Genomic DNA, 20,660 nt, shown 5'->3' on the forward strand with positions numbered 1-20,660 from the left:
TCACAAACGCGCCAGAGGCTCAATGGTTTCTGCGCGGCTATCGATGAAATACAATCACGAGGTTGGTATCCGGGCCGGGCTGTGCGCGATTGGCACAGCATTGATCCTGCTTGCACTTCCCGCCGCTGCACAATCGCCATCACCCGCCCAGGCGCGGCAATAGTGTTTCGGCACCGACAAGGTCGGCGACGACCGGCGCCTCGCCGGCTGCTCGGCGGTGCTGCAAGCCAATCCCTCCAATCCGCTGGCGCTTGCCAACCGCGGTGAGATCTTCCGGCGCAAGGGCGACGCCGAGCGTGCGCTCGCCGATCTCAACCGCGCCATCGATCTCGATCCGAACGACGCCATCGCCTGGTACAATCGCGGCATTGCCTATGACGATCTCGGCGATCGCGACCACGCCATCGCCGACTATACGCGCGCGATCCGGCTCAAGCCAAATGACGCGCTCTACTACAACAACCGCGGCAATTCCTACATCAGCAAGAACGACTACGCCCATGCGCTCGCCGACTACGATCAGGCCATCAAGCTCGATCGGACATTCGCGCTCGCCTATTTCAATCGCGGCACGGCCTATCGCGAGCACGGCGAGGCCGATCGCGCGCTCGCCGATCTCGACACGGCGATCAGGCTCGATCCCAACTATGGCCCGGCCTACGGCAACCGTGCACGCATCCTCCGCGACAAGGGCGAGCGGGCCCGGGCGCTGGCCGATTTCGGCAAGTCGCTTCAGCTCATGCCGAACAACGACCGCGACGCCTATGCGCGCGCGAACATGTATTTCGACGACCACGATTACCCGCGGGCGCTGGAAGACTACGACCGCGCGATCAAGGCCAATGCGAGCTATGCCGGCGTGTTCAATGCCCGCTGCATGACGCGCGCGATCCTGGGGCAATTGCAGGAGGCGCTGGCCGATTGCGAGCAGTCGCTTCGGATGCGCCCGGGCGATCCCTACACGCTGGACAGCCGCGCCCTCACCTACCTCAAGCTCGGCAATCTCGACGCGGCGATTGCGGACTACGACACGGCGCTGAGCGCAAAGCCGGAGCTCGACAGCGCGCTCTACGGCCGCGGCCTTGCGAAACGCAGGACGGGTGACGCCGACGGCGCGGAGCGCGACATCGCCGCGGCCAGGGCGATCAATGCCGGCATCGCCGACGTGTTCGCCCGTTACGGCGTGCAGTAATTTCTCTGCGCAACCGTCGTGCCGCGTACGACCGCACGCCGGAATGTGACACTATAGTGCATTCACGCGGAGGTCACGGACTCGTCCTAACTCTGCCGCGCTTTCAACGCGAGCGAGGATTGATGATGAGCTGCCTCTCGGACATGCTGCGCACGCAGCGCTTCGACGATTACCGCTTCTACCACCAGAGCACCGTCAACCAGACGCTGCACCTCTTCAGCGCCGTGATCTTCCTCGCCTGCTATGCGCTGCTGTTCAAAGATCCGGCGCTCGCGGGACTCGTCGGCTGGCTCGCGATGCTGACACGGCAGACCGGGCATTTCTTCTTCGAGCCGAGCGGCTATGACGCAGTCAACGACGTCAGCAACGCGTACAAGGAAGCGGTCAAGGTCGGTTAGAGCTATGCGGGATTTTGGGTGACGAGGCGATCAGGCGGCGTGGTTTTCCGGCACTTGGATGACCTCGATGCCGTTTTCGAATCTGACACCTGCGATGACCTTCGGCAACTGATTTGTGCCTTTCAGCCGCCGCCAGGTCTTTGATGCGGCGCAGAGCAGCTTGAACACCATCAACTTGGCAGTCGTTGACGATAACGAACCTTTCGTGCGCACCGTTCTGTGCCGGACCGTCGCGAACACGCTTTCGATGGGATTCGCCGTCCGCAAGTGGTCCCAATGCTCGGCGGGGAATTCGTAGAACGCAAGCATTGCGTCGCGATCTTTCGTCAGGCACTCGACCGCCTTGTCGTACTTCGCTCCGTATTTCTCGGCAAAGACATCGATCGCCACTTCGGCCGAAGCTCGGTTGGACGCCAAATAGACCTCGCGCAGATCCTTCTTCATGCTGGCCTGTACCGACACTGCGACTTTGTTCAAGATATTCGCGGTTTTGTGCACCCAGCACCGCTGATGTCGCGTGGCGGGAAAGACCTCGTCGAGCGCCTTCCAGAAGCCGAGCGCGCCGTCACCGACGGCGATTTCCGGGGCGATCTTCAGCCCACGGGTTTTCGCCTCGACGAGCAGTTCGTGCCAGCTCTGCGTGCTCTCGCGCACGCCGACCTGGAAGCCGATGAGTTCCTTCTTGCCTTCCGGCGTCGCGCCGATCAGCACCAGCATGCATTCGCTGTGGTCTTCCATGCGAGCCTGCAGGAAGACGCCGTCCGCCCACACGTATACGTACCGGCGCGCCGACAGATCGCGCTTCTGCCAACGCTCGTACTCGAGCTGCCACTCCGTCGTCAGTCTGGAAACCACCCCCGGAGAAAGATTCGGCGCATCCTTGCCCAGGAGCGCCGCCAGCGCCTCCTGGAAGTCGCCCGTCGAGATGCCTCGCAGGTACAGAACCGGCAAAAGTGCATCCAAGCTCTTCGTGCGCCGTGCCCACAACGGCAGGATCGCCGAGGTGAAGCGGATCCGCTCGCCATCGCTGGTCACCGCGCGATCGCGAATCTTTACCCGGGCGACTTCGACGGCGCCGATCCCCGTCTGGATCGTCCGCACTGGACCATGGCCGTGCCGCACGAGGCGGTCGCGGCCATCGGGAAGCTTCAAGCCCTTCATCGCGGCGAGAAACGCCTCGGCTTCCATCTCGACAGCCTGCGCAAGCAGCTGCCGAGCACCAGATCGCAAAATATTCGTCAGTGGATCGTCGATCTCATCGGGCTGACGCAGTGGGACAATGTTGCTATGCTCGTTCATGGCGTATCGCTCTCCTTGAGGTTCTGGCAGGCTCGACACCCGCCTCGATACGCCGCCTATCTCATTCCGTCATCACCCAGTTTCCCGCATAGCTCGGTCGGTTACAACCAGACCCGCAAGATCATCCTGCTCCTGGTCTGGGGCAGCGCGCCGCTCGCGCTGTACGTGTTCCCCACTCTGTTCGGACTGTTCGATCCACCCGCCACGCGTCTCGACTTCATCCGCCATGTCGGCGCGCTCTGGCTCGCGATCGGCGTCGGTGGCGGACTTGCGCGCATGATCCAGCTCTTCGTCGCGCGCGATGTCACAACCGGACTGGTATGGGTGTTCAAGGTGCTGACCGATCCCTTCCACAACATCGCACTGTACTGGACATCCCCGCTCAAGCTGATGCGCGGCGAGCTCATCGACAGCGCGATTGCGGCTGCGGATTGGGGGGCGGAGGACGCCGAAGAAGCTGCGCATCCGACCTGACCGATGCACGCTCGGCGGGCATCTCGCGAAACGCCCGCTTGACAAGTCCTGCCCTTCGGCTGTAGGGACGCGGCCCATGATCAATTCTCGGACCAACCGCCGCGCAGCTTTCCGTCGTCGCACCCGCGACGATGATGGGTTGCGCCATGTCCGACGACGCCGCTGAAGCACTGAATTCAGCCAGTTTTCGAGAAGGCCGCACCCGCAAAGTGCGGCCTTCTTGCTTTTTGCGTCCATTTTCCACCCGCCCCTCCAGAGGAGTTCGACATGATCACCGCCACCCATCCGTATGATGCGCTGATGGACATCACCGCACGGCCCAAGGCCGTGTTCGTCCGCGGCGCCGGCTCCTACCTCTGGGACGACAGCCGCAAGCGCTATCTTGATTTCGTGCAGGGCTGGGCCGTGAACTGCCTCGGCCACTCGCCATCGGCGATCGCCGACGCGCTTGCCGCGCAGGCCAAGCGGCTGCTGACGCCAAGCCCGGCCTTCTACAACGAGCCGAGCCTCAAGCTCGCGCAGGCGCTGGTCGCAAACAGTGCCTTCGACCAGGTGTTCTTCGCCAACTCCGGCGCGGAGGCCAATGAGGGCGCGATCAAGCTCGCGCGCAAACACGGCAGCCTGCACAAGGGCGGCGCATTCGAGATCATTAGCTTCGAGGGCGGCTTCCACGGCCGGACACTGGCGACGATGTCGGCCTCGGGCAAGAAGGCGTTCGAGCCCTTGTTCGAGCCGAAGGTCGCCGGCTTCAAGAAGGCGAAGCTCAACGACATCGCCTCGGTCGAGAAGCTGATCAACGACAACACCGTCGCGGTCATGCTCGAGCCGATCCAGGGCGAGTCCGGCGTATGGCCTGCGACCGATCAGTTCCTGCAGGAGCTGCGCGCGCTGACAAAGGCGCACGGCCTGCTGCTCATTCTTGACGAGATCCAGACCGGCATGGGCCGGACCGGAAAGCTCTTTCACTACGAGCACGCCGGGATTTCGCCCGACATCATGACGCTCGGCAAGGGCATCGGCGGCGGCGTGCCGCTCGCCGCCCTGCTTGCGACCGAACGGGCGGCCTGCTTCGAGCACGGCGACCAGGGCGGCACCTTCAACGGCAACCCGATCATGTGCGCGGCGGGCCTTGCGGTGCTGGACGAGGTCGGCAAGCCGGACTTCCTGAAGTCGGTCACCGAGACCGGCCTGTTGCTCGAAAGCGAGTTGCAGAAGGTCTCGGCCCGGCATGGCCTCGGCGGCGTGCGCGGCCGCGGCCTGCTGCTCGCGCTCGACCTCAAGCTGCCGATCGCGCCCGGCATCGTCGCGCAGGCGTTCGAAGCCGGCGTGCTGCTGAATGCACCGCAGGTCGACACGCTGCGCTTCATGCCGGCGCTGAACGTGACGCGGGCGGAGATCGCCGAGATGATCGATTGCCTCGACGCGATCTTGACCAAGGCCGGCGCGGCGAGGCGCGTGGCGTAGCGGCGCATACACAAGCTCGTCATTCCGGGGCGATGCGAAGCATCGAACTACGGTGCGCAATTGCGCGCCTGAGAATCTCGAGATTCCGGGTTCGGCTCTTCGAGCCGCCCCGGAACGACGGTTAGCTACGGCTTCAAAATCGACGCGCCCGTGGTCTTGCGGCTTTCGAGATCGATATGCGCCTTGGCGGCATCCTTCAGCGCGTAGGCGTGGTTGATCGGCACGTGCAGCTTGCCGTTGATGACGGCGGAAAACAGCGTGTCGGCGCCTTCCAGCAATTCCTTGCGCGTGCCGACGTAATCGTTGAGCTTCGGCCGGGTCGCGAACAGCGAGCCGTGGTTGTTGAGCTCGGCGATCGAGAACGGCGGCACCGGACCCGAGGCATTGCCGAACGAGACGAACATGCCGCGCGGCTTCAGGCAGGACAGCGAGCCCGGGAAGGTCGCCTTGCCGACGCCGTCATAGACGACATCGCAGCCCTCGTTGCGGCTGATTTGTTTGACGCGCGCGACGAAGTCCTCCTCGTTGTAGAGGATGACGTGGTCGCAGCCATTGGCTTCCGCAAGCTCGGCCTTCTCGCGCGAGCCGACCGTGCCGATGACGTGGGCGCCGAGCGCCCTCGCCCATTGGCAGGCGAGCAGGCCGATGCCGCCGGCGGCGGCGTGGATCAGCACGCGATGGTGCGGCTCGACCTTGAAGGTCTTGTGCAGAAGATACCAGACCGTGAGCCCCTTGAGCATCAGCACGGCGCCCTGCTCGTGGGTGATGTGGTCGGGCAGCTTGACCAGCTTCTCCCACGGGATATTGCGCTCGCCGGTATAGGCGCCGAGATTGTGGTAGTAGGCGACGCGGTCGCCGGGATGGAAATTCGTGACGCCCGGCCCGACCGCGATGACCTCGCCCGAGGCCTCGTTGCCGGCGATGAAAGGCAGCTCCGGCGCCTTGTAGAGGCCGGTGCGATAATAGACGTCGATGAAGTTCAGCCCCACCGCATGCTGGCGGATGCGCACCTCGCCGGGGCCGGGCGCCGGCACGTCGACGCTCTCATAGACCAGGGCTTCGGGGCCTCCGACCTTGTGCACACGGACGGCTTTGGTCATTGACTGACCTCCTCTCGGTCGTCGTGGCGGCAAGCCAAAGACATCACGACCACCTTGTCAACTCGACTTGCAATGGAACGGACCAAACGCGACTATTTGCCGGCTTTCCTGCGGTTGCGCTTGGCCAGCACGTTGAAGAACTCCACCGCGGCCGAGAACGCAATTGCGAAATAGATGTAGCCGCGCGGGATGTGGAATTGGAATCCATCCGCAACCAGCGCGACGCCGATCAGCACCAGGAAGGCCAGCGCCAGCATCTTCGTGGTCGGATGCTCCGCGACGAATCGCGACACCGGCCCCGACGAAAGGTACATGATCAGGCAGGCGATCACGACGGCCGCGATCATGATCTCGATGTCCTGCGCCATGCCGATCGCGGTGATGATCGAGTCCAGCGAGAACACGATGTCGATGACGATGATCTGGACGATCACCCAGAAGAAGGCGTTGCGGCCGGAAGCCCTGTCGTCCTCCCCCTCATCGGCTTCGACCTCGGCGTGAATCTCGTGCGTCGCCTTCGCGATCAGGAACAGGCCGCCGCCGATCAGGATGAGGTCGCGCCAGGAGAAATCGTAACCCGCAAACGAGAACACCGGCGCGGTCAGGCCGATCAGCCAGACCAGAACGCTGAGCAGGATGATGCGGAACACCAGCGCCAGCGCGAGCCCGATCTGGCGGGCGCGGTGCGCCTGCTTCTCCGGGATGCGCGAGACGATCACCGACAGGAAGATCACGTTGTCGATGCCGAGCACGATCTCGAGCGACGTCAAGGTGAGCAGCGCGGCCCAGGCTTCGGGGCTGGTGACCAGGTGCATCATACGAAGGATCTGGCGAAGCGGATTAATGCGTCGCTGAAGCTGATCCAGAGCGCGATGGCGCACAGCGCGAGCGTCACGCCGGGACCGACGCGAAAGTCCATGTCCAGCGTGTAAAGGGAGAGCACCGCCCAGATCCCGATCAGCGACATCGTCAGCCAGCGCAGCCGCACGACGCGGACCGGATGCAGCACGTGGAACGGCACGAAGGTCAGCACCACGAGGGCCGCGACCAGCAGCGTCGACCACAGCGGCGGCCAGTGCAGCAGGAACAGATAGAACGCAGCCGCGTTCCACAGCGCCGGGAAGCCGCGGAAATGATTGTCATCGGCCTTCATGCGCAGATCGGCGAAATATAGTGCGCTGGTGACGATGATGGCGACGCCGAGCAAGGGAGCCGCGACCGGCAGCAGCAGGCCGCTCGCCACGATCGCGTAGGCCGGCACGAACACATAGGTGACGAAGTCGACCACGAGATCGAGCACGTCGCCCGACCAGTTCGGCTGCACGTTCTTGACGTCAAGCCGGCGCGCGATCGGACCGTCGATCGCGTCGATGATCAGCGCGACGCCCAGCCATTGAAACATCGCCGCCCAGTGCTCGCGCACGGCCTCCAGCATCGCCAGCAGCGCAATGGCCGCGCCGAAGGCGGTGAAGACGTGCACCGAGAAGGCCGCGGCGCGGATCGCCGGTCTCGGCTTCAGGGAATCCTGCTGGGTATCCATGGCTTCTGCTATCAGAACGAGACCGGTTTGCACATAAGCCATTGCGGCGCTCGGTCGCACAATTCGCCACAAAATCACGGAAAAATAGGTGGGCTTGAATTTGCCGCCGGGCGTGTCAAATGTCGTTCCATGACAGACGTATCGACACTCTTTGACGCAGCCGTGATCGGCGGCGGACCGGCGGGACTTAGCGCGGCCATCGCGCTGGCGCAGGCGGGTGCACGGACCGCGCTGGTGGCGCGCCGCCTGCCCTATGCCGACAACCGCACCACGGCGCTGCTAGGCGCCTCCGTCGAGCTGCTGGAGAGCCTCGACGTCTGGCCGCGCTGCAAGGACAAGGCGGCCGCGCTCGAAATCATGCGCCTCGTCGACGACACCGGCCGGCTGTTCCGGGCGCCGGAGGTCCGCTTCTCCTGTCACGAGATCGGGCTCGACGCCTTCGGCTACAACATCGACAACCGCTCGCTGATGCTGGCGCTGGAAGAGCGCGCGGCCGAGCTGCCCGGGATCGTCCGGTTCGACGACGAGGCCGAAAGCGTCGTCATTGAAGCCGACGATGTCGCGATCCGCACGGCCTCCGCGCAATTCCTCGCAGCCCGCCTCGTGGTCGGCGCCGACGGCCGGCAATCGCTGTGCCGGGAGGCTGCCGGCATCGCGGTGACGCGGCGCGACCTGACGCAGACCGCGCTCACCTTCAACGTCGGCCATGCGCGGCCGCATCGCAATGTCTCGACCGAGTTCCACACGCCCCACGGTCCCTGCGTGTTCGTGCCCCTGCCCGGCAACCGCTCCAGCATCGTCTGGGTCGCGGCTCCTGCGGAAGCGGAACGGCTCCGCGGTTTAAGCGACGACGAGCTGTCCGCCGCGATCGAGAAGCAGTCGCATTCCATCCTGGGACGCATGACGGTCGAGCCCGGCCGCAACCTGTTTCCGCTGGCGATCGAACGTCCGAAATCCTTCGGCCGCGACCGCATCGCGCTGGTCGGCGAAGCCGCCCATGTGGTTCCCCCGATCGGCGCCCAGGGCCTCAACCTTGGCCTGCGCGATGCCGCCGACATTGCCAGACTTGCGGGCGATGCCATCGCCTCGGGCGAGGATCCCGGCGCGCCCGACGTGCTCGAGCGCTACGACCGCGCCCGGCGGCCCGACATCCTGAGCCGGACCTTTGCGATCGACATCGCCAACCGCTCCTTGCTCAACGATTTCCTGCCGCTCCAGCCGGTCCGCGCCGTCGGCATGCACCTGCTCGGCGCCATCGGCCCGCTCCGGCGCTTCGCCATGCGGGAGGGGCTGACGCCGACCTGGCGGCGGTAAGCTCGCTCACGGAAACGCCAGCCGGCCGGTCTGGATCGCCCACATCACGCTGGTCAGCGTGACCACGGACGCAAACGTCCCGAGCAGCACGGCGACGGAGGCGGATTCGATCCAGGCGTCATTTTGCCGGGCGATCACGAACACGTTGAGCGCCGGCGGCAGCGAGGCCATCAGCACGGCGGTCGCGGCCCAAGGCTGCGCGAACGGGCCGAACGCCAGCATCAGGCCGAACGCTGCGAGCGGATGGATCAGCAGCTTCACTGCGACCACGCCCGGCACCTCCCACGGCACCCGGTCGAACGGGCGGAGCGCCACGGTCACGCCGAGCACGAACAGCGCGGTCGGGGCTGCAGCGTTCTGGAGGAATGTGATGGTGCGGTCGAGCGCGACCGGCAGCTCGATATGCAGCGCTGCCACCGCCGCGCCAAAACAGGCCGACATGATCAGCGGGTTGAGCACGATCTGCTTCAGCACCACGCCGAACGCATGGACGATCGAGGGATGATCGCGGTCGGACAGCTCGATCAGGAGCGGCACGATCGTGAACAGGAAGATGCTGTCGCAGCAAAAGATCAGCGCGGTCGGCGCCGAAGCCTTCGCCCCGAGCACGGCGAGCGCCAGCCCCGGCCCCATATAGCCGATATTGCCGTAGCCGCCGGAGAGCCCTGCGAGCGTCGCCTCGCGCAGGGTCAGGCGGCCGAGAACCTTGCCGACGACGAGCGCCAGCGTGAACGCCGTAACCGTCGACAGCGTGGTTGCGACCAGGAACGGCGGGTTGTTCAGCTCCGCAAACGGCGTCTTCGACATGATCGCGAACAGCAGCGCCGGCAGCGACACGTAGAGCAGGAAGAAGTTCATCCAGGCCAGGCCCGATTCCGGCAGGGATTTGATCTTGCCGCAGGCAAATCCGACGAAGATCAAGCCGAAATACGGTAGCGCCAGATTGAGGATATCGACCATTTCTCAAGTTTCTTCTGAAGACTTGGGAGCTATCTGCCCCTTAAGCGGACGTTAATTCGAAGTTAGGCCACTAGCATCGGCCACAATCCTGGTCTATCGACGGGGAATGATAAAAGCGCGGACCGCGAAATTTCAGATCGGACAGGTCGTTCGCCACCGGATCTTCTCGTTCCGGGGCGTGATCTTCGACATCGATCCGGAATTCAACAACACCGAGGAGTGGTGGCTGTCGATCCCGGAGGAGGTGCGGCCCCACAAGGACCAGCCGTTCTACCATCTGCTCGCGGAGAACGCGGAATCCGAATACGTCGCCTACGTGTCCGAGCAGAACCTGTTGCCCGACGAATCCGGCGAGCCGATCCGCCATTCGCAGGTCGCCGAGATCTTCATCAAGGACAAGGGCGGCGGCTACCGCCCGCGCAATCCGTCGCTGAACTGAGTTAAGCCGCCGGCAAGCGGCCAATAAAAAAGGCGCTCGGAGTGAGCGCCTTTTTCATGTCAGGGATCTGGTCCCGATTATTTCTGGCCGGCCGGAGCCGCGCCGGGCGCAGCACCGCTCTGCTCGAGCTTCTTGCGCTGCTCGTCCGCCTTCTTCTGAAGCTCTTCCTGAAGCTTCTTCTGGGTTTCCTCGAACACCTTCGGATCGGTCGGCGGACCGTCATAGGCCTTCTGGAATTCGCCGGCGAGCGGCAGCGGCAGCGTCAGCGGCGCGCCGTTGGCGTTGATCGCCTGGACAACGAGATTCTGGCCCTTCTTCATGTTGGCGATGAGCTCGGGCGTCGCTTCGTAGTCCGACATGCAGCCGTTCTGGAAGCAGATCACGTACGGGCTCTGCAACGGCGCATTGCTGTCCACGATGATGCGGGTGCCGTGCACAAGCTGCATGCCGAGCGGCAGCGTCACGCGCAGGATCTTCTTCGGCTCGCCTTCCGGCTCGATGATGACGGCGGCGATGACCGGCTGGCCCGACTCGATGCGGCCGTCCTTGCCGGTGAAGCAGACCTGCTTGGCGTTGGCGTCCTGGCCCTTGAGGCAGAACTTGGTCCAGGGGGCGTAGATCAGCTGGATCTGCTGGTCTGCCGGCTGGGCTGCGCCCTGCTGCGCCGGCGCGCCCGCGGCGGGAGGAGCCTGCTGGGCGGGCGCCTGAGCGGCCGGTGCCGGAGCCTTGGGGGCTGCCTTGGGAGCGGCTTTCGGGGCCGGAGCTGCCTTGGGCGCGGCGGGCGCACCAGGGGCCGGCGCCGGGGTCTGGGCCTCGGCGGCAAATGGAACGGCCAATGCCGTCGCCGTCAACAAGGCGAGAAGTCGCCCGCGCGGCCGGACGGACGCGGCCAAGTAACGGAAATTCATTGCAGAAAACCCTTTCTGAACGGGAAGTGCCCGAACCGCTCCGAAGCGCCGAACCAAGCCGCCTTGGGCGCGGCTCTCTCCCCGTCAAATGAGGCGGATAAGTGACGGGCTCGGCGCTCTTGCGCGATTGCCCGCCTTCTTAACGTGGCCGACGAAAAGATCAATGCCGACAAGCGTCTTTGGTCACTCTGGCGCCAGCGCCCCGCCAAATTCCCTGTGATAGGATTCAGGTCCGCCGGTCCTCGAATCAACGTGTGCCGATGTTCATGTTCCAACGCCTTCTCGAGGGCCCCGGCATCCGCCATTGCATCATCCTCGCCTCGGCCCTCGTTATGGCCCTCGCCGCCGGGTTGCCGGCCAGCGCACGGGCCGAAGAGGCCCATGCCATCGCCATGCACGGCAAGCCGGCGCTGCCTGCCGATTTCACCCACATGCCCTATGCGAACCCGGATGCCCCCAAGGGCGGCCGGCTGACCTGGGGCCTCCTCGGCACCTTCGACAGCCTCAATCCCTTCATCGTGAGGGGATTGGCCGTGCAGCAGATGCGGAGCTACGTCATCGAGAGCCTGCTGGCGCGCGGTCAGGACGAACCGTTTACGCTCTACGGCCTGCTCGCCAAATCTGTCGAGACAGACGACGCGCGAAGCTATGTCACCTTCCGCCTCGATCCCCGCGCCCGCTTCTCTGACGGCAAGCAGGTCACCGCCGAGGACGTGTTGTTGTCCTGGCAGCTGCTGCGCGACCACGGCCGTCCGAACCTGCGGCAATACTATGCCAAGGCCACCAGAGCCGAGGCGACCGATCCCCTCACCGTCCGCTTTGATCTGACCGGTGCCAACGACCGGGAGCTCCCGCTGATCCTCGGCCTGATGCCGATCCTGCCGAAGCACGCGGTCGATGTCGCGACCTTCGAGGAGACGACGCTGGCCGGGCCAGTCGGCTCCGGCCCGTACCGGGTCACGGCGGTCAGGCCCGGCGCCAGCGTGACCTTGACGCGCAATCCCGACTATTGGGGCCGCGACCTCGCCATCAATCGCGGCCTCTACAATTTCGACGAGATCAGGCTCGACTTTTTCCGCGAGGCCAACGGCCAGTTCGAGGCCTTCAAGCGCGGCCTCTACGATTTCCGCGTCGAGAACGAGCCGCTGCGCTGGCACGACGGCTATGATTTTCCGGCCGTCAAAAGCGGCGAGGTGATCCGCGACACCGTCAAGCCCGGCGTGCCGCAGCCCTCGGAATTCCTGGTCTTCAACACCCGCCGTCCGATGTTCGCCGACATCCGCGTGCGAAAGGCGCTGACGCTGCTGTTCGATTTCGAGCTGGTCAACCGCAACTACTTCTTCTCGCTCTATTCGCGCGTCGCCGGCTATTTCGCCGGCTCGGACCTGTCGGCCTATGGCAGGCCTGCGGACGCGCGCGAGCGCGAGCTGCTCAAGCCGTTCGCCGCACAGATTCCGCCCGATGTCATGGACGGCAGCTACCGCCTGCCGGTGACCGACGGCTCCGGCCGCGACCGGGCCACGCTGCGCGCCGCGCTGAAACTGTTGTCGGAGGCCGGCTACGATCTCGACGGCACCGTGCTGCGCAACCGGACGACCAAGGCGCCCTTCACGTTCGAGATCCTGGTCACGACCCGCGACCAGGAGCGCATCGCGCTCGCCTTCCAGCGCGACCTCAGGCGCGCCGGCATCGAGCCGAGCGTACGGTCGGTCGATCCCGTGCAATTCGACCAGCGCCGGCTCGCTTACGAGTTCGACATGATCCAGAACCGCTGGGACCAGTCGCTGTCGCCCGGCAACGAGCAGTATTTCTATTGGGGCAGCGCTGCCGCCGACAATCCAGGCACCCGCAACTACATGGGCGCCAGGGATCCGGCGGTCGACGCCATGATCGCCGCCCTGCTGGAGGCCCGTGAACATACGGCCTTCGTCTCGGCGGTGCGCGCGCTGGACCGCGCCCTGATCGCGGGCTTCTACACAATCCCCCTGTTTAACGTATCCGAGCAATGGATCGCGCGCTGGAATCGGATAGAACGGCCAAAGGCCACTGCGCTGTCCGGCTACCTGCCGGAGACCTGGTGGTCGAAGGGTGAGCCTTAGGGCCAGTCAAGCGAAGTGACGCCGTGAACCAGCAAGCCGTATCGCCGACGCTCGACACGCTGTTCCAGCGCACGCTGATGCGGCAGCCGCACGCGACCGCCCTGCTCGACCCCCTCAACAAGGCGCGCGTGACCGGGCACCAGCCGCGGCGGCTGAGCTATGCCGAGGCCGATACCGCCATCGAGGCGCTGTCGGCCTATTTCGTCGAATCGGGCCTGCCGTCCAATTCCGTCATCGCAATCCAGCTGCCGAACACGGTCGAGTTCGTGCTGACGGTGCTCGCCGCCCATCGCGCCGGTCTCGTCGTCGCCGTGCTGCCGCTGCTCTGGCGCCACGCGGAACTGACCGCTGCGCTCAACCGCACCGCCGCGCGCGCCATCGTCACCATGAGCAGGGTCGACGGCGTCAGCTATTCCGACCTCGCGATGCACGCTGCGGCCGAGGCGTTCTCGATCCGCCATGTCTGCGGCTTCGGCACCGACCTGCCCGAAGGCATGGCCTCGCTCGACGAGGTCCTGGCCCGCCCGCCCGGCACCACGCGCGCCGTGATCCAGGACGGCCGCAAGGCGGCGATGATCTCCTTCGACGTCACGGCGGAAGGCTTTCGCCCGGTGCCGCGGCCGCATTTCAGCCTGATCGCCGGGGGCCTTGCGATGTCGCTGGAGGCCGACATCAAGCAGGGCGCAACCGTGATGGCGGCGTTCACGCCGATGTCGTTCGCCGGCCTCGCCTCCTCGCTCGCGGTGTGGCTGCTCTCGGGCGGCGCGCTGGCGCTGCATCATCCGTTCGAGAACGACGTGCTGGAGCAGCAGATCAACGAGCATGAATGCGAGGTGCTGATCGCGCCCGCGCAGCTCGCGCTGCGGCTCGGCGATTCCGACCTGGCGGCGCGGATGCCTACCTTACGCAACGTTATCGGCCTGTGGCGCGCGCCCGAACAGGTGGCGGCAAGCGATGCCTGGATCGCGCCGCATGCGCCGCTGACCGACGTCTATCTGTTCGGCGAGGCCGGATTGTTCGGCGTCCGCCGCGGCGAGGACGGCATGCCTGTTGCGGTGATGCCGGGGCCGCACGGCGCCCCGCGCGAACAGTCCGGCTCCTCCATCGCCGGCGAGATCCTGCTGACGCCGAAGGGCACGCTCGGCCTGCGCGGGGCGATGGTGCCGATCGCGGCCTATGCCCCGCCGCAGCCGGTCGGCGAGACGCTGATCGCGCAGCCGCCGCGCGACTATGTCGACACCGGCTATGCGGCGCGGCTCGACCGTCCGAGCGGTGCGATCTGCATCACCGCGCCGCCCTCGGGCATCATGGCCGTCGGCGGCTACCGCTTCCTCTCCAACGACCTCCAGGAATGGGCGCGCCGGCTCGGCCAGGGCGCCCTGCTCACCGCGCTGCCCGACCGCCTCTCCGGTCACCGGCTGGCGGGGCGGGCCCAGGACAACGCCCGCGCCCGCGAGGCGCTCAACGAGCTTGGGCTTAACCCCCTGATGGTTGAGGCTTTTCGCGACCGCTCCGGGGCGGCCTAGGCGCACTTTCGACCCATTCGTTGACGCTGCATTAAGGCGGCCAAACTAGATTGCGCAGCATCTGTCGCGTGATCAGAGTTTGCGATGTCCCAGGCGGGCCCGATCCTTTTTGTGTCCAATGCCGAGCGCCCCGCCTTCGTTGCGGCGCTGGACGAGGCCCGTCTCTTCCCCGTGGTCGACACCGACTGGGCCAGCGCGGTGCGCGCGGTCGAGCAGGTGCAGCCGGCCGCGGTTCTCGCCGCAATGAACAGCGGATATGAGCCGTATCTGGCGCTGCTCGCCAAGAAGATCGCCGACCAATCGCTTTACCTGCCCTTCGTGGCCCTGGACGCGGCGGGCACGCTGCCTCACAACGCCCTGCCCTTCTCCTCGCGCGGCAATCCCGACCGCCTGAGCGCGCGGCTGCGCGCCGCTCTGCGCGTGCGCACCCTTCATGCCACCGTGCTGCGCCGGCTGCCGGAGGCGAAGGTCGCGCTGCCGGAGAGCGACCCGTCGCGCGATGCCACCGTGCTCCTGATCGGCCGCGGCGCGGCCTATCCCGCACTCTCCGTCGCGCTCGGTGAGCGCGTCGGTGTCATCGGCGCGCTCTCGATCGAGGCCGCAGCCAAGCATCTCAACACTCGCGATATCGATGGCGTCGTGCTCGCGGAAGGTTTTACCGCGCGCGTCATCGACGCCTTCCTCACGGTGCTCGCCGAAGACACCCGCTTCCGCAGCCTGCCCGTGGTTGTCACCGCACACCAGCTCGTGCAGACCTACGACCTGCCTAATCTCGAGCTTATTCCGGGCGAGCCGGCGAAGGTCGCCGCCAACGCGCTGCCGCTGATCCGCCAGCACGCGATGGAAGCGCAACTGAGCCGCACGCTGCGCTCGATCGACGCCGGCGGCTGGCTCGATCCGCGCAGCGGCCTGCTTACGACGGAAGCCTTTGCCCGCGACTTCTCCAGGGCGGTCGAGCAGACGCTCGCCCGCGGCGGCGGCCTGTCGGTGGCGCGCTTCGCCTTCGATCCTTCAAATCCCCGCGCGCAACTGGATGCTGCGCGCATCCTGAGCCGCCTGATGCGGCAGATGGATTTCGGCGCGGCGCAGAAGGACGGCTCGGTCATCGTCGTGTTCGCCGAGACCGACTTCCGCACCGCCCACATGATCGCCCGCCGTCTCTCCGCGGTGATGCGGCACACCTCCAACGGCAAGCACGAGATGCGCAGCGATCCCGTGGTCAGCGTGGACTCGCTGTCGTCGTCGGATACGGCCAGGTCGTTGCTGGCGCGGCTGTCCGCCGACGCCTCGCGCGCGGCGTCGTAGTTGTTCGCCAGCGTTCAATAATCCAATACGCGTCTTGATGTCCGCCGTCGGGCCTCGGACGCTCACGTCATCATGAGCTTGATCTGGCCGTCCTCAACGGCTCCCATCGCGAGAGCGTCGCGAGCCATCTTTTCGACGGCCGGCCAATTCGCGAGAAGGTATTTTTGCGCCTGCGCCTTGGTTGGGAGCGTTGTCTGCAGAACACAGGTCTGCCGCGCGTTCCCGTTCGCGATCTGAAAGGACACGGCTTGGGGCCCTTCTTTGAGCTCTTGCTCGGTGGGCTTGGGAAACTTGCGCATGCGGCTCCTTCTCGGGGCTCAGCGAACGGGTGCGGTGACCCCGGACGCTTGATCGGCGCGGGCCATCCCGGCCGCGATCTTCCTGGCTTTCGCTGGGCGATTCGACTCGCGGCTGGGCTGCGTGTTGCGGACTGCCTCAGTCAGCATCTCGCGAAGCTCAGCCTTCGTCTTGGGTGGTTGCCGTGGACTCGACTTCTGCCAATTGGTCATACCCCTATATGGGGATGCTCGCGCTAAATGCCACTCTTCGCGTTCGCGTTGGCCGATAGAGCGGGAGTTGCCAGGAGAAAACCGACAGAATCGTGCAGGAGTTCGTAGGCGCGGTCGACGATATCGTCGAGGGATATGGTCTTGGCGAACATGCGCTGCGCCTCAGCCAGCAACTGCTCGCGGGTCGGCATGCTGGACAGGCGCAAGTCGGCACGGTGCTGCAACAGACTGAGCGCGTCCCGGACCGACAATTCGGTCTCGTGGATCGACGTTCTGATCGCGAGCGCGATGTGTTCAGGATCAAAGCGAGCGGCGAGCTGCTCGGCCGCTTGCTTGACCACGCGCGATCCCAAACGATGCTCGTTGCGCAGAACCTGCCGGGGCGGCAACTTCAGATCCCAGACGATCCCGAGCCAGGACAAGGCGACCAGGGCATAGTAGGTTAGATCGACCTCATACCAGTAGAAGCCCTGCCGGGCGCTGGCCTGGTAGGCGTGATGGTTGTTGTGCCACCCCTCACCCATGGTCAGCAGGGCGAGCAACCAGTTGTTGCGGGAATCGTCGCCGGTCACATACCGCCTGCGTCCGTGAACATGTGCGAGGGAGTTGATGCAGAACGTGGCGTGATACAGAACCACGGTGCTCCACATAAATCCGACCACGAGCCCCGACCACCCGGCAATGAGGAAGCACAGACCCGCGAGCACGGCCGCCGGCAACAGCTCCAGCCGGTGCAGCCACATCAACTCGGGATACGACGCCAGATCCGATACTTTCACGAGGTCGGTCGCATCGTGCTGCCGGTAGAAGATCCAGCCGAGATGACTGTACACGAAGCCCTTGTGCCGGGGTGAATGCACATCCTGCGCCGTATCCGAGTGAAGATGATGATGGCGGTGCTTGGCGGCCCACCAAAGCACGCTCTTCTGGGCGCTGCTCTGGGCAAGGAAGGCAAGGATGAACTGGAACGCCCGGCTTGTGGCGTAAGCCCGATGCGAGAAGTACCGGTGATATCCGGCAGTGATGCCGAACATGCGCAGCCAATACAGGGCAACGCAGATTGCAACGGCTTGCCACGAGACGCCCGACCAGATCGCCGCGAGGCATCCCGCGTGGATCAATACAAACGGCAGGACCTGCGGATACATGACGTCGTCGTGTTCCTGATCTGAGTCCTGGCCTGAATCGATATTGATAGACACGCTCGCGACCTCAGCTGTTTCGATGGGCGGGCCGACCCGCAACCGATGCAAAAAAACCCGCGGCCGGTAAACCAGTCGCGGGTCGAGAGAACCAGAAGCTCTGCCAGTACATCCGTGGTCAAAGCAACATAGTACCGATTGCGGTAGCCTAGACGGCGCGCAGATTTTCCGCAGCAGACTTGCCGGTCCGGCGGTCCGCGACGATTTCGAAGGAAACCTTCTGGCCCTCGTTGAGGGTGCTCATGCCGGCGCGTTCAACTGCGCTGATATGAACGAAAACATCCTGGCCGCCCTGGTCCGGCTGAATGAAGCCGAAACCCTTTTGGCCGTTAAACCACTTCACAGTTCCCGTATTCATGGGGTCGTCCTTTAACATAGATAAGTCTTTGGAACCGCGCTCAAGAGCACAGTTAGCGAATTCGAGATCTGGAGGGAGGGTCGTCAGTCAGGCACGCTTATCAGCGGCGAGGCCAAGTCGTTCGGCCGAAACTCGATGGCTTGAGTATGGCTATTGTTCGGGCATTCCGCAAGGGGCCATATGTCGCTGTTTTCGGACCTATATGTCCGGTTGGCGGCCTCCGGGTTCGCTGTATTCACCGCATGATGAACCCGCCGTCGACCGAGATGGACTGTCCGGTCACATAGCTGGCGGCGTCGCTGCAGAGCCATAACACCGCGCTCGCAATTTCCTCGGGACGGCCGACCCGTCCCATCGGCACGCTCTTCTCCAAGGCCCTGAGCGCATCGCCCTGGCCTGCGGCAACCATCTGGTCGGCCATCGGTGTCCAGATCAGCCCGGGGCAGATGGCGTTGATACGGACGCCGCGTGCCGCATATTCGAGCGCCGCGCTCTTGGTGAAACCAAGGACGCCGTGCTTGGCGGCGTGATAGATACCGCGCTCGGCGCCTCCCACAAGTCCCCCGAGAGACGAGCAATTGACGATCGCACCGCTGCCCTGCTTGCGCATCTGTTGCAGCTCGAATTTCATGCAGCTCCATTCACCGCGGAGATTGATCCCCATGACGCGGTCGTAGTCCTCACGGGTCGTGTCGGCGGTCTCCGCGAGAACATTCTGGACGCCCGCATTGTTGTAGGCGGCATCGAGCCTGCCGAAGACGGAAACGGTCTGCGCCACCATGGCCTCGACCTGCGCGTCATTGGAGACATCGCAGCGGATGGCGACGGCCTTGTGCCCCCGGGTGACCAGCTCGCCTGCCGCGGCCCTCACCGCGTCCTCGTTCCAGTCCGCCAGGGCAACGGACGCCCCGGATTCCGCGAAAGCCTTTGCCGTGGCGAGGCCCAGCCCGGACGCGGCACCGGTCACCAGCGCAACCTGTCCCTCGAATGAAATGTTCATGGATATCTCTCCTGTCGATCTGTCGGGTCGTCGTACGTGCCGTCAGCGCTGCGTACGTGCGGCTTCCGCCTGCGGGTAACGGTCGCCTGTGATGGTGATCTGCGCGACCGCGGCGTCGATGTGCCTGATATCGTCGGGTGTCAGCGCGACCGCGGCCGCAGCGATGTTTTCGTCGAGACGGCCGAGCTTGGTCGTGCCGGGGATCGGGACGATCCCCGGCTTCTGCGCCAGCAGCCAGGCCAATGCGATCTGCGCCGGCGTGGCACGTTTCTGGGCACCGATCTGAGCCAGCAGGTCGACGACCGGCCGGTTCGCCTTGCGGGCCTCGGGCGTAAAGCGCGGCAAGCCGGCGCGGTTGTCATTGCCGCCGAAGCTGGTGGTCTCGTCGATCTTGCCGGTGAGGAAGCCCCTGCCCAGTGGACTGAAGGGGACAAAGCCGATCCCCAGCTCCTCGCAAGCCGGCAACACCTCCGTCTCGGGCTGACGCCACCAGAGGGAATATTCGCTCTGGATCACCGTGACCGGCTGGACCGCGTGCGCACGGCGGATGGTAGAGGCGCCGGCCTCGCTGAGGCCGAAATGCCTGACCTTGCCCGCGGCGATCAGATCCTTGACCGCACCGGCGACGTCCTCGATCGGGACATTGGGATCGACGCGGTGCTGATAGAACAGGTCGATTGCCTCAACCCGCAACCGCTTCAACGAGCCTTCGGCCGCCTGCCGGATGCGTTCGGGGCGGCTGTTGAGCCCGCCAGTCCCCAGGGATCCGGCAGGACCAAAGTCGTGGCCGAACTTGGTCGCGATGACGATGTCTTTCCGGACCGGCTGCAGCGCCTCGCCCACCAACTCCTCGTTGGTGAACGGGCCGTAGACTTCGGCGGTGTCGAAGAAGGTGACACCGCGCTCCACCGCCGCCCGGACCAGCGCGATCATCTCGTGCCGTTCCGGCGCCGGGCCGCGATGATAGTTCAGGCCCATGCAGCCGAGGCCGATGGCCGAAACCGCGAGGCCGCTATCGCCAAGCTCGCGCATCTGCATGTTCAATCTCCTCGGCGCGCCGCTCGCACCAGCACGCAATCAATTGCGATACTGTTCGTCGCTGACCTTCTCCATCCAGTCGACATTCTTGCCGTTGAGCGATTCCGTGATGGCGATATGCGTCATCGCGGTTGTCGCGGTGGCGCCGTGCCAGTGTTTCTCGCCGGGCGGAAACCAGACGACGTCGCCGGGGCGGATTTCCTCGATTGGTCCCCCCTCGCTTTGCACCCAGCCCAGGCCGGACGTGACGATCAGGGTTTGGCCGAGCGGATGGGTGTGCCACATGGTTCGGGCACCGGGTTCGAAAGTTACTTGACCGCCGCTCAGACGTATCGGGTCACCCAACTGAAAGAGCGGATCGACACGGACCGTGCCGGAGAACCATGCTTCGGGGCCCTTGCCGGAGGGGCGTGAGCCGTTGCGTTTGATATCCATAGTTGCTTGCCTTCCCGTTGTCGGGCCAGTCTCGTCCGAGGCCCTCGCAAAGCCCGCATGCGACGATGCCAGCATGGCCAATCCGGCAGCGCCTGACAGC

General features: G+C 65.0%; 18 protein-coding genes and 3 pseudogenes. 9 read left to right on the plus strand and 12 right to left on the minus strand.

The features are described from left to right. Nucleotides 1-217 precede the first annotated feature (217 nt). A complete protein-coding gene (locus tag ACE10W_RS20285; protein ID WP_375762714.1) occupies nt 218-1,192 on the plus strand; it encodes a tetratricopeptide repeat protein in 975 nt (324 codons plus the stop codon). Nucleotides 1,193-1,317: 125 nt separating this feature from the next. Continuing rightward, nucleotides 1,318-1,587, plus strand: a pseudogene (locus tag ACE10W_RS20290) (hypothetical protein); the annotation flags it as partial. A 33-nt stretch (nt 1,588-1,620) separates the two neighbouring features. Here ACE10W_RS20290 and ACE10W_RS20295 read toward each other — a convergent pair. Beyond that, nucleotides 1,621-2,938 (minus strand): annotated as a pseudogene (locus tag ACE10W_RS20295) (IS256 family transposase). 47 nt (nt 2,939-2,985) lie between these two features. Between ACE10W_RS20295 and ACE10W_RS20300 the strand changes: the two are divergent. Together ACE10W_RS20300 and ACE10W_RS20305 are read left to right on the plus strand one after the other, a co-directional pair. Continuing rightward, nucleotides 2,986-3,363 (plus strand): annotated as a pseudogene (locus ACE10W_RS20300) (hypothetical protein); the annotation flags it as partial. A 267-nt stretch (nt 3,364-3,630) separates the two neighbouring features. Then, nucleotides 3,631-4,827, plus strand: coding sequence for an acetylornithine transaminase (locus tag ACE10W_RS20305; RefSeq protein ID WP_375762715.1), 1,197 nt, complete (start codon nt 3,631-3,633; stop codon nt 4,825-4,827). 125 nt (nt 4,828-4,952) lie between these two features. On the opposite strand, the gene ACE10W_RS20310 is transcribed toward ACE10W_RS20305, so the two are convergent. The 3 genes from ACE10W_RS20310 to pcsA form a co-directional block, all read right to left on the minus strand. Next, on the minus strand, nt 4,953-5,927 hold the full coding sequence (locus ACE10W_RS20310; protein ID WP_028173980.1) for a quinone oxidoreductase: 975 nt from the start codon (nt 5,925-5,927) through the stop codon (nt 4,953-4,955). Between the two features lie 92 nt (nt 5,928-6,019). Then, entirely contained in the window at nt 6,020-6,745 is a 726-nt protein-coding gene (locus tag ACE10W_RS20315; protein WP_375762716.1) for a TerC family protein, read from the minus strand. Then, nucleotides 6,742-7,509, minus strand: coding sequence for a phosphatidylcholine synthase (gene pcsA / locus ACE10W_RS20320; RefSeq protein WP_375762717.1), 768 nt, complete (start codon nt 7,507-7,509; stop codon nt 6,742-6,744). Before pcsA ends, ACE10W_RS20315 begins: the two co-directional genes overlap by 4 nt. 87 nt (nt 7,510-7,596) lie before the next feature. Here pcsA and ACE10W_RS20325 point away from each other — a divergent pair, with 87 nt between their 5' ends. Next, nucleotides 7,597-8,781 carry a UbiH/UbiF family hydroxylase gene (locus tag ACE10W_RS20325; protein WP_375762718.1) on the plus strand — a complete coding sequence of 395 codons (1,185 nt, stop codon included), beginning with the start codon at nt 7,597-7,599 and terminating at the stop codon, nt 8,779-8,781. Between the two features lie 6 nt (nt 8,782-8,787). Here ACE10W_RS20325 and ACE10W_RS20330 read toward each other — a convergent pair whose 3' ends face one another. Further along, nucleotides 8,788-9,741 (minus strand): AEC family transporter, encoded by a 954-nt coding sequence (locus ACE10W_RS20330; RefSeq protein WP_161534902.1) that lies wholly within the window; start codon nt 9,739-9,741, stop codon nt 8,788-8,790. Between the two features lie 106 nt (nt 9,742-9,847). On the opposite strand from ACE10W_RS20330, the gene hspQ reads away from it, so the two are divergent. Continuing rightward, nucleotides 9,848-10,180, plus strand: coding sequence for a heat shock protein HspQ (gene hspQ, locus ACE10W_RS20335; protein ID WP_011087359.1), 333 nt, complete (start codon nt 9,848-9,850; stop codon nt 10,178-10,180). Nucleotides 10,181-10,257: 77 nt separating this feature from the next. Here hspQ and ACE10W_RS20340 read toward each other — a convergent pair whose 3' ends face one another. Beyond that, the gene (locus ACE10W_RS20340; RefSeq protein WP_011087360.1) at nt 10,258-11,088 is read right to left on the minus strand and encodes an invasion associated locus B family protein; all 831 of its coding nucleotides are present in this window, start codon (nt 11,086-11,088) and stop codon (nt 10,258-10,260) included. Between the two features lie 260 nt (nt 11,089-11,348). Here ACE10W_RS20340 and ACE10W_RS20345 point away from each other — a divergent pair, with 260 nt between their 5' ends. The 3 genes from ACE10W_RS20345 to ACE10W_RS20355 all read left to right on the plus strand — a co-directional run bounded on the left by ACE10W_RS20345 (nt 11,349) and on the right by ACE10W_RS20355 (nt 16,018). Then, nucleotides 11,349-13,187: an extracellular solute-binding protein gene (locus ACE10W_RS20345; protein WP_375762719.1), complete on the plus strand. Its 1,839-nt coding sequence runs from the start codon at nt 11,349-11,351 to the stop codon at nt 13,185-13,187. A 23-nt stretch (nt 13,188-13,210) separates the two neighbouring features. Next, on the plus strand, nt 13,211-14,713 hold the full coding sequence (locus ACE10W_RS20350; protein WP_375762720.1) for an AMP-binding protein: 1,503 nt from the start codon (nt 13,211-13,213) through the stop codon (nt 14,711-14,713). 84 nt (nt 14,714-14,797) lie between these two features. Then, nucleotides 14,798-16,018 carry a hypothetical protein gene (locus ACE10W_RS20355; protein WP_028173973.1) on the plus strand — a complete coding sequence of 407 codons (1,221 nt, stop codon included), beginning with the start codon at nt 14,798-14,800 and terminating at the stop codon, nt 16,016-16,018. Nucleotides 16,019-16,080: 62 nt separating this feature from the next. Here the strand turns inward: ACE10W_RS20355 and ACE10W_RS20360 are convergent, their stop codons facing one another. The 6 genes from ACE10W_RS20360 to ACE10W_RS20385 all read right to left on the minus strand — a co-directional run bounded on the left by ACE10W_RS20360 (nt 16,081) and on the right by ACE10W_RS20385 (nt 20,560). Further along, entirely contained in the window at nt 16,081-16,317 is a 237-nt protein-coding gene (locus ACE10W_RS20360) for a hypothetical protein (protein WP_028173972.1), read from the minus strand. A gap of 233 nt (nt 16,318-16,550) precedes the next feature. After that, nucleotides 16,551-17,675 carry an acyl-CoA desaturase gene (locus ACE10W_RS20365; protein WP_375762764.1) on the minus strand — a complete coding sequence of 375 codons (1,125 nt, stop codon included), beginning with the start codon at nt 17,673-17,675 and terminating at the stop codon, nt 16,551-16,553. 202 nt (nt 17,676-17,877) lie between these two features. Further along, nucleotides 17,878-18,087: a cold-shock protein gene (locus ACE10W_RS20370; RefSeq protein WP_028173969.1), complete on the minus strand. Its 210-nt coding sequence runs from the start codon at nt 18,085-18,087 to the stop codon at nt 17,878-17,880. A gap of 235 nt (nt 18,088-18,322) precedes the next feature. Next, nucleotides 18,323-19,087, minus strand: a complete 765-nt coding sequence (locus tag ACE10W_RS20375; protein ID WP_011087367.1) for an SDR family NAD(P)-dependent oxidoreductase — start codon at nt 19,085-19,087, stop codon at nt 18,323-18,325. A 42-nt stretch (nt 19,088-19,129) separates the two neighbouring features. After that, nucleotides 19,130-20,125 carry an aldo/keto reductase gene (locus ACE10W_RS20380; protein ID WP_375762721.1) on the minus strand — a complete coding sequence of 332 codons (996 nt, stop codon included), beginning with the start codon at nt 20,123-20,125 and terminating at the stop codon, nt 19,130-19,132. A 39-nt stretch (nt 20,126-20,164) separates the two neighbouring features. Next, entirely contained in the window at nt 20,165-20,560 is a 396-nt protein-coding gene (locus tag ACE10W_RS20385) for a cupin domain-containing protein (protein ID WP_375762722.1), read from the minus strand. Nucleotides 20,561-20,660 lie beyond the last annotated feature (100 nt).

This window comes from Bradyrhizobium sp. B025 (assembly GCF_042257955.1).
Taxonomy (GTDB): Bacteria; Pseudomonadota; Alphaproteobacteria; order Rhizobiales; family Xanthobacteraceae; genus Bradyrhizobium; species Bradyrhizobium diazoefficiens.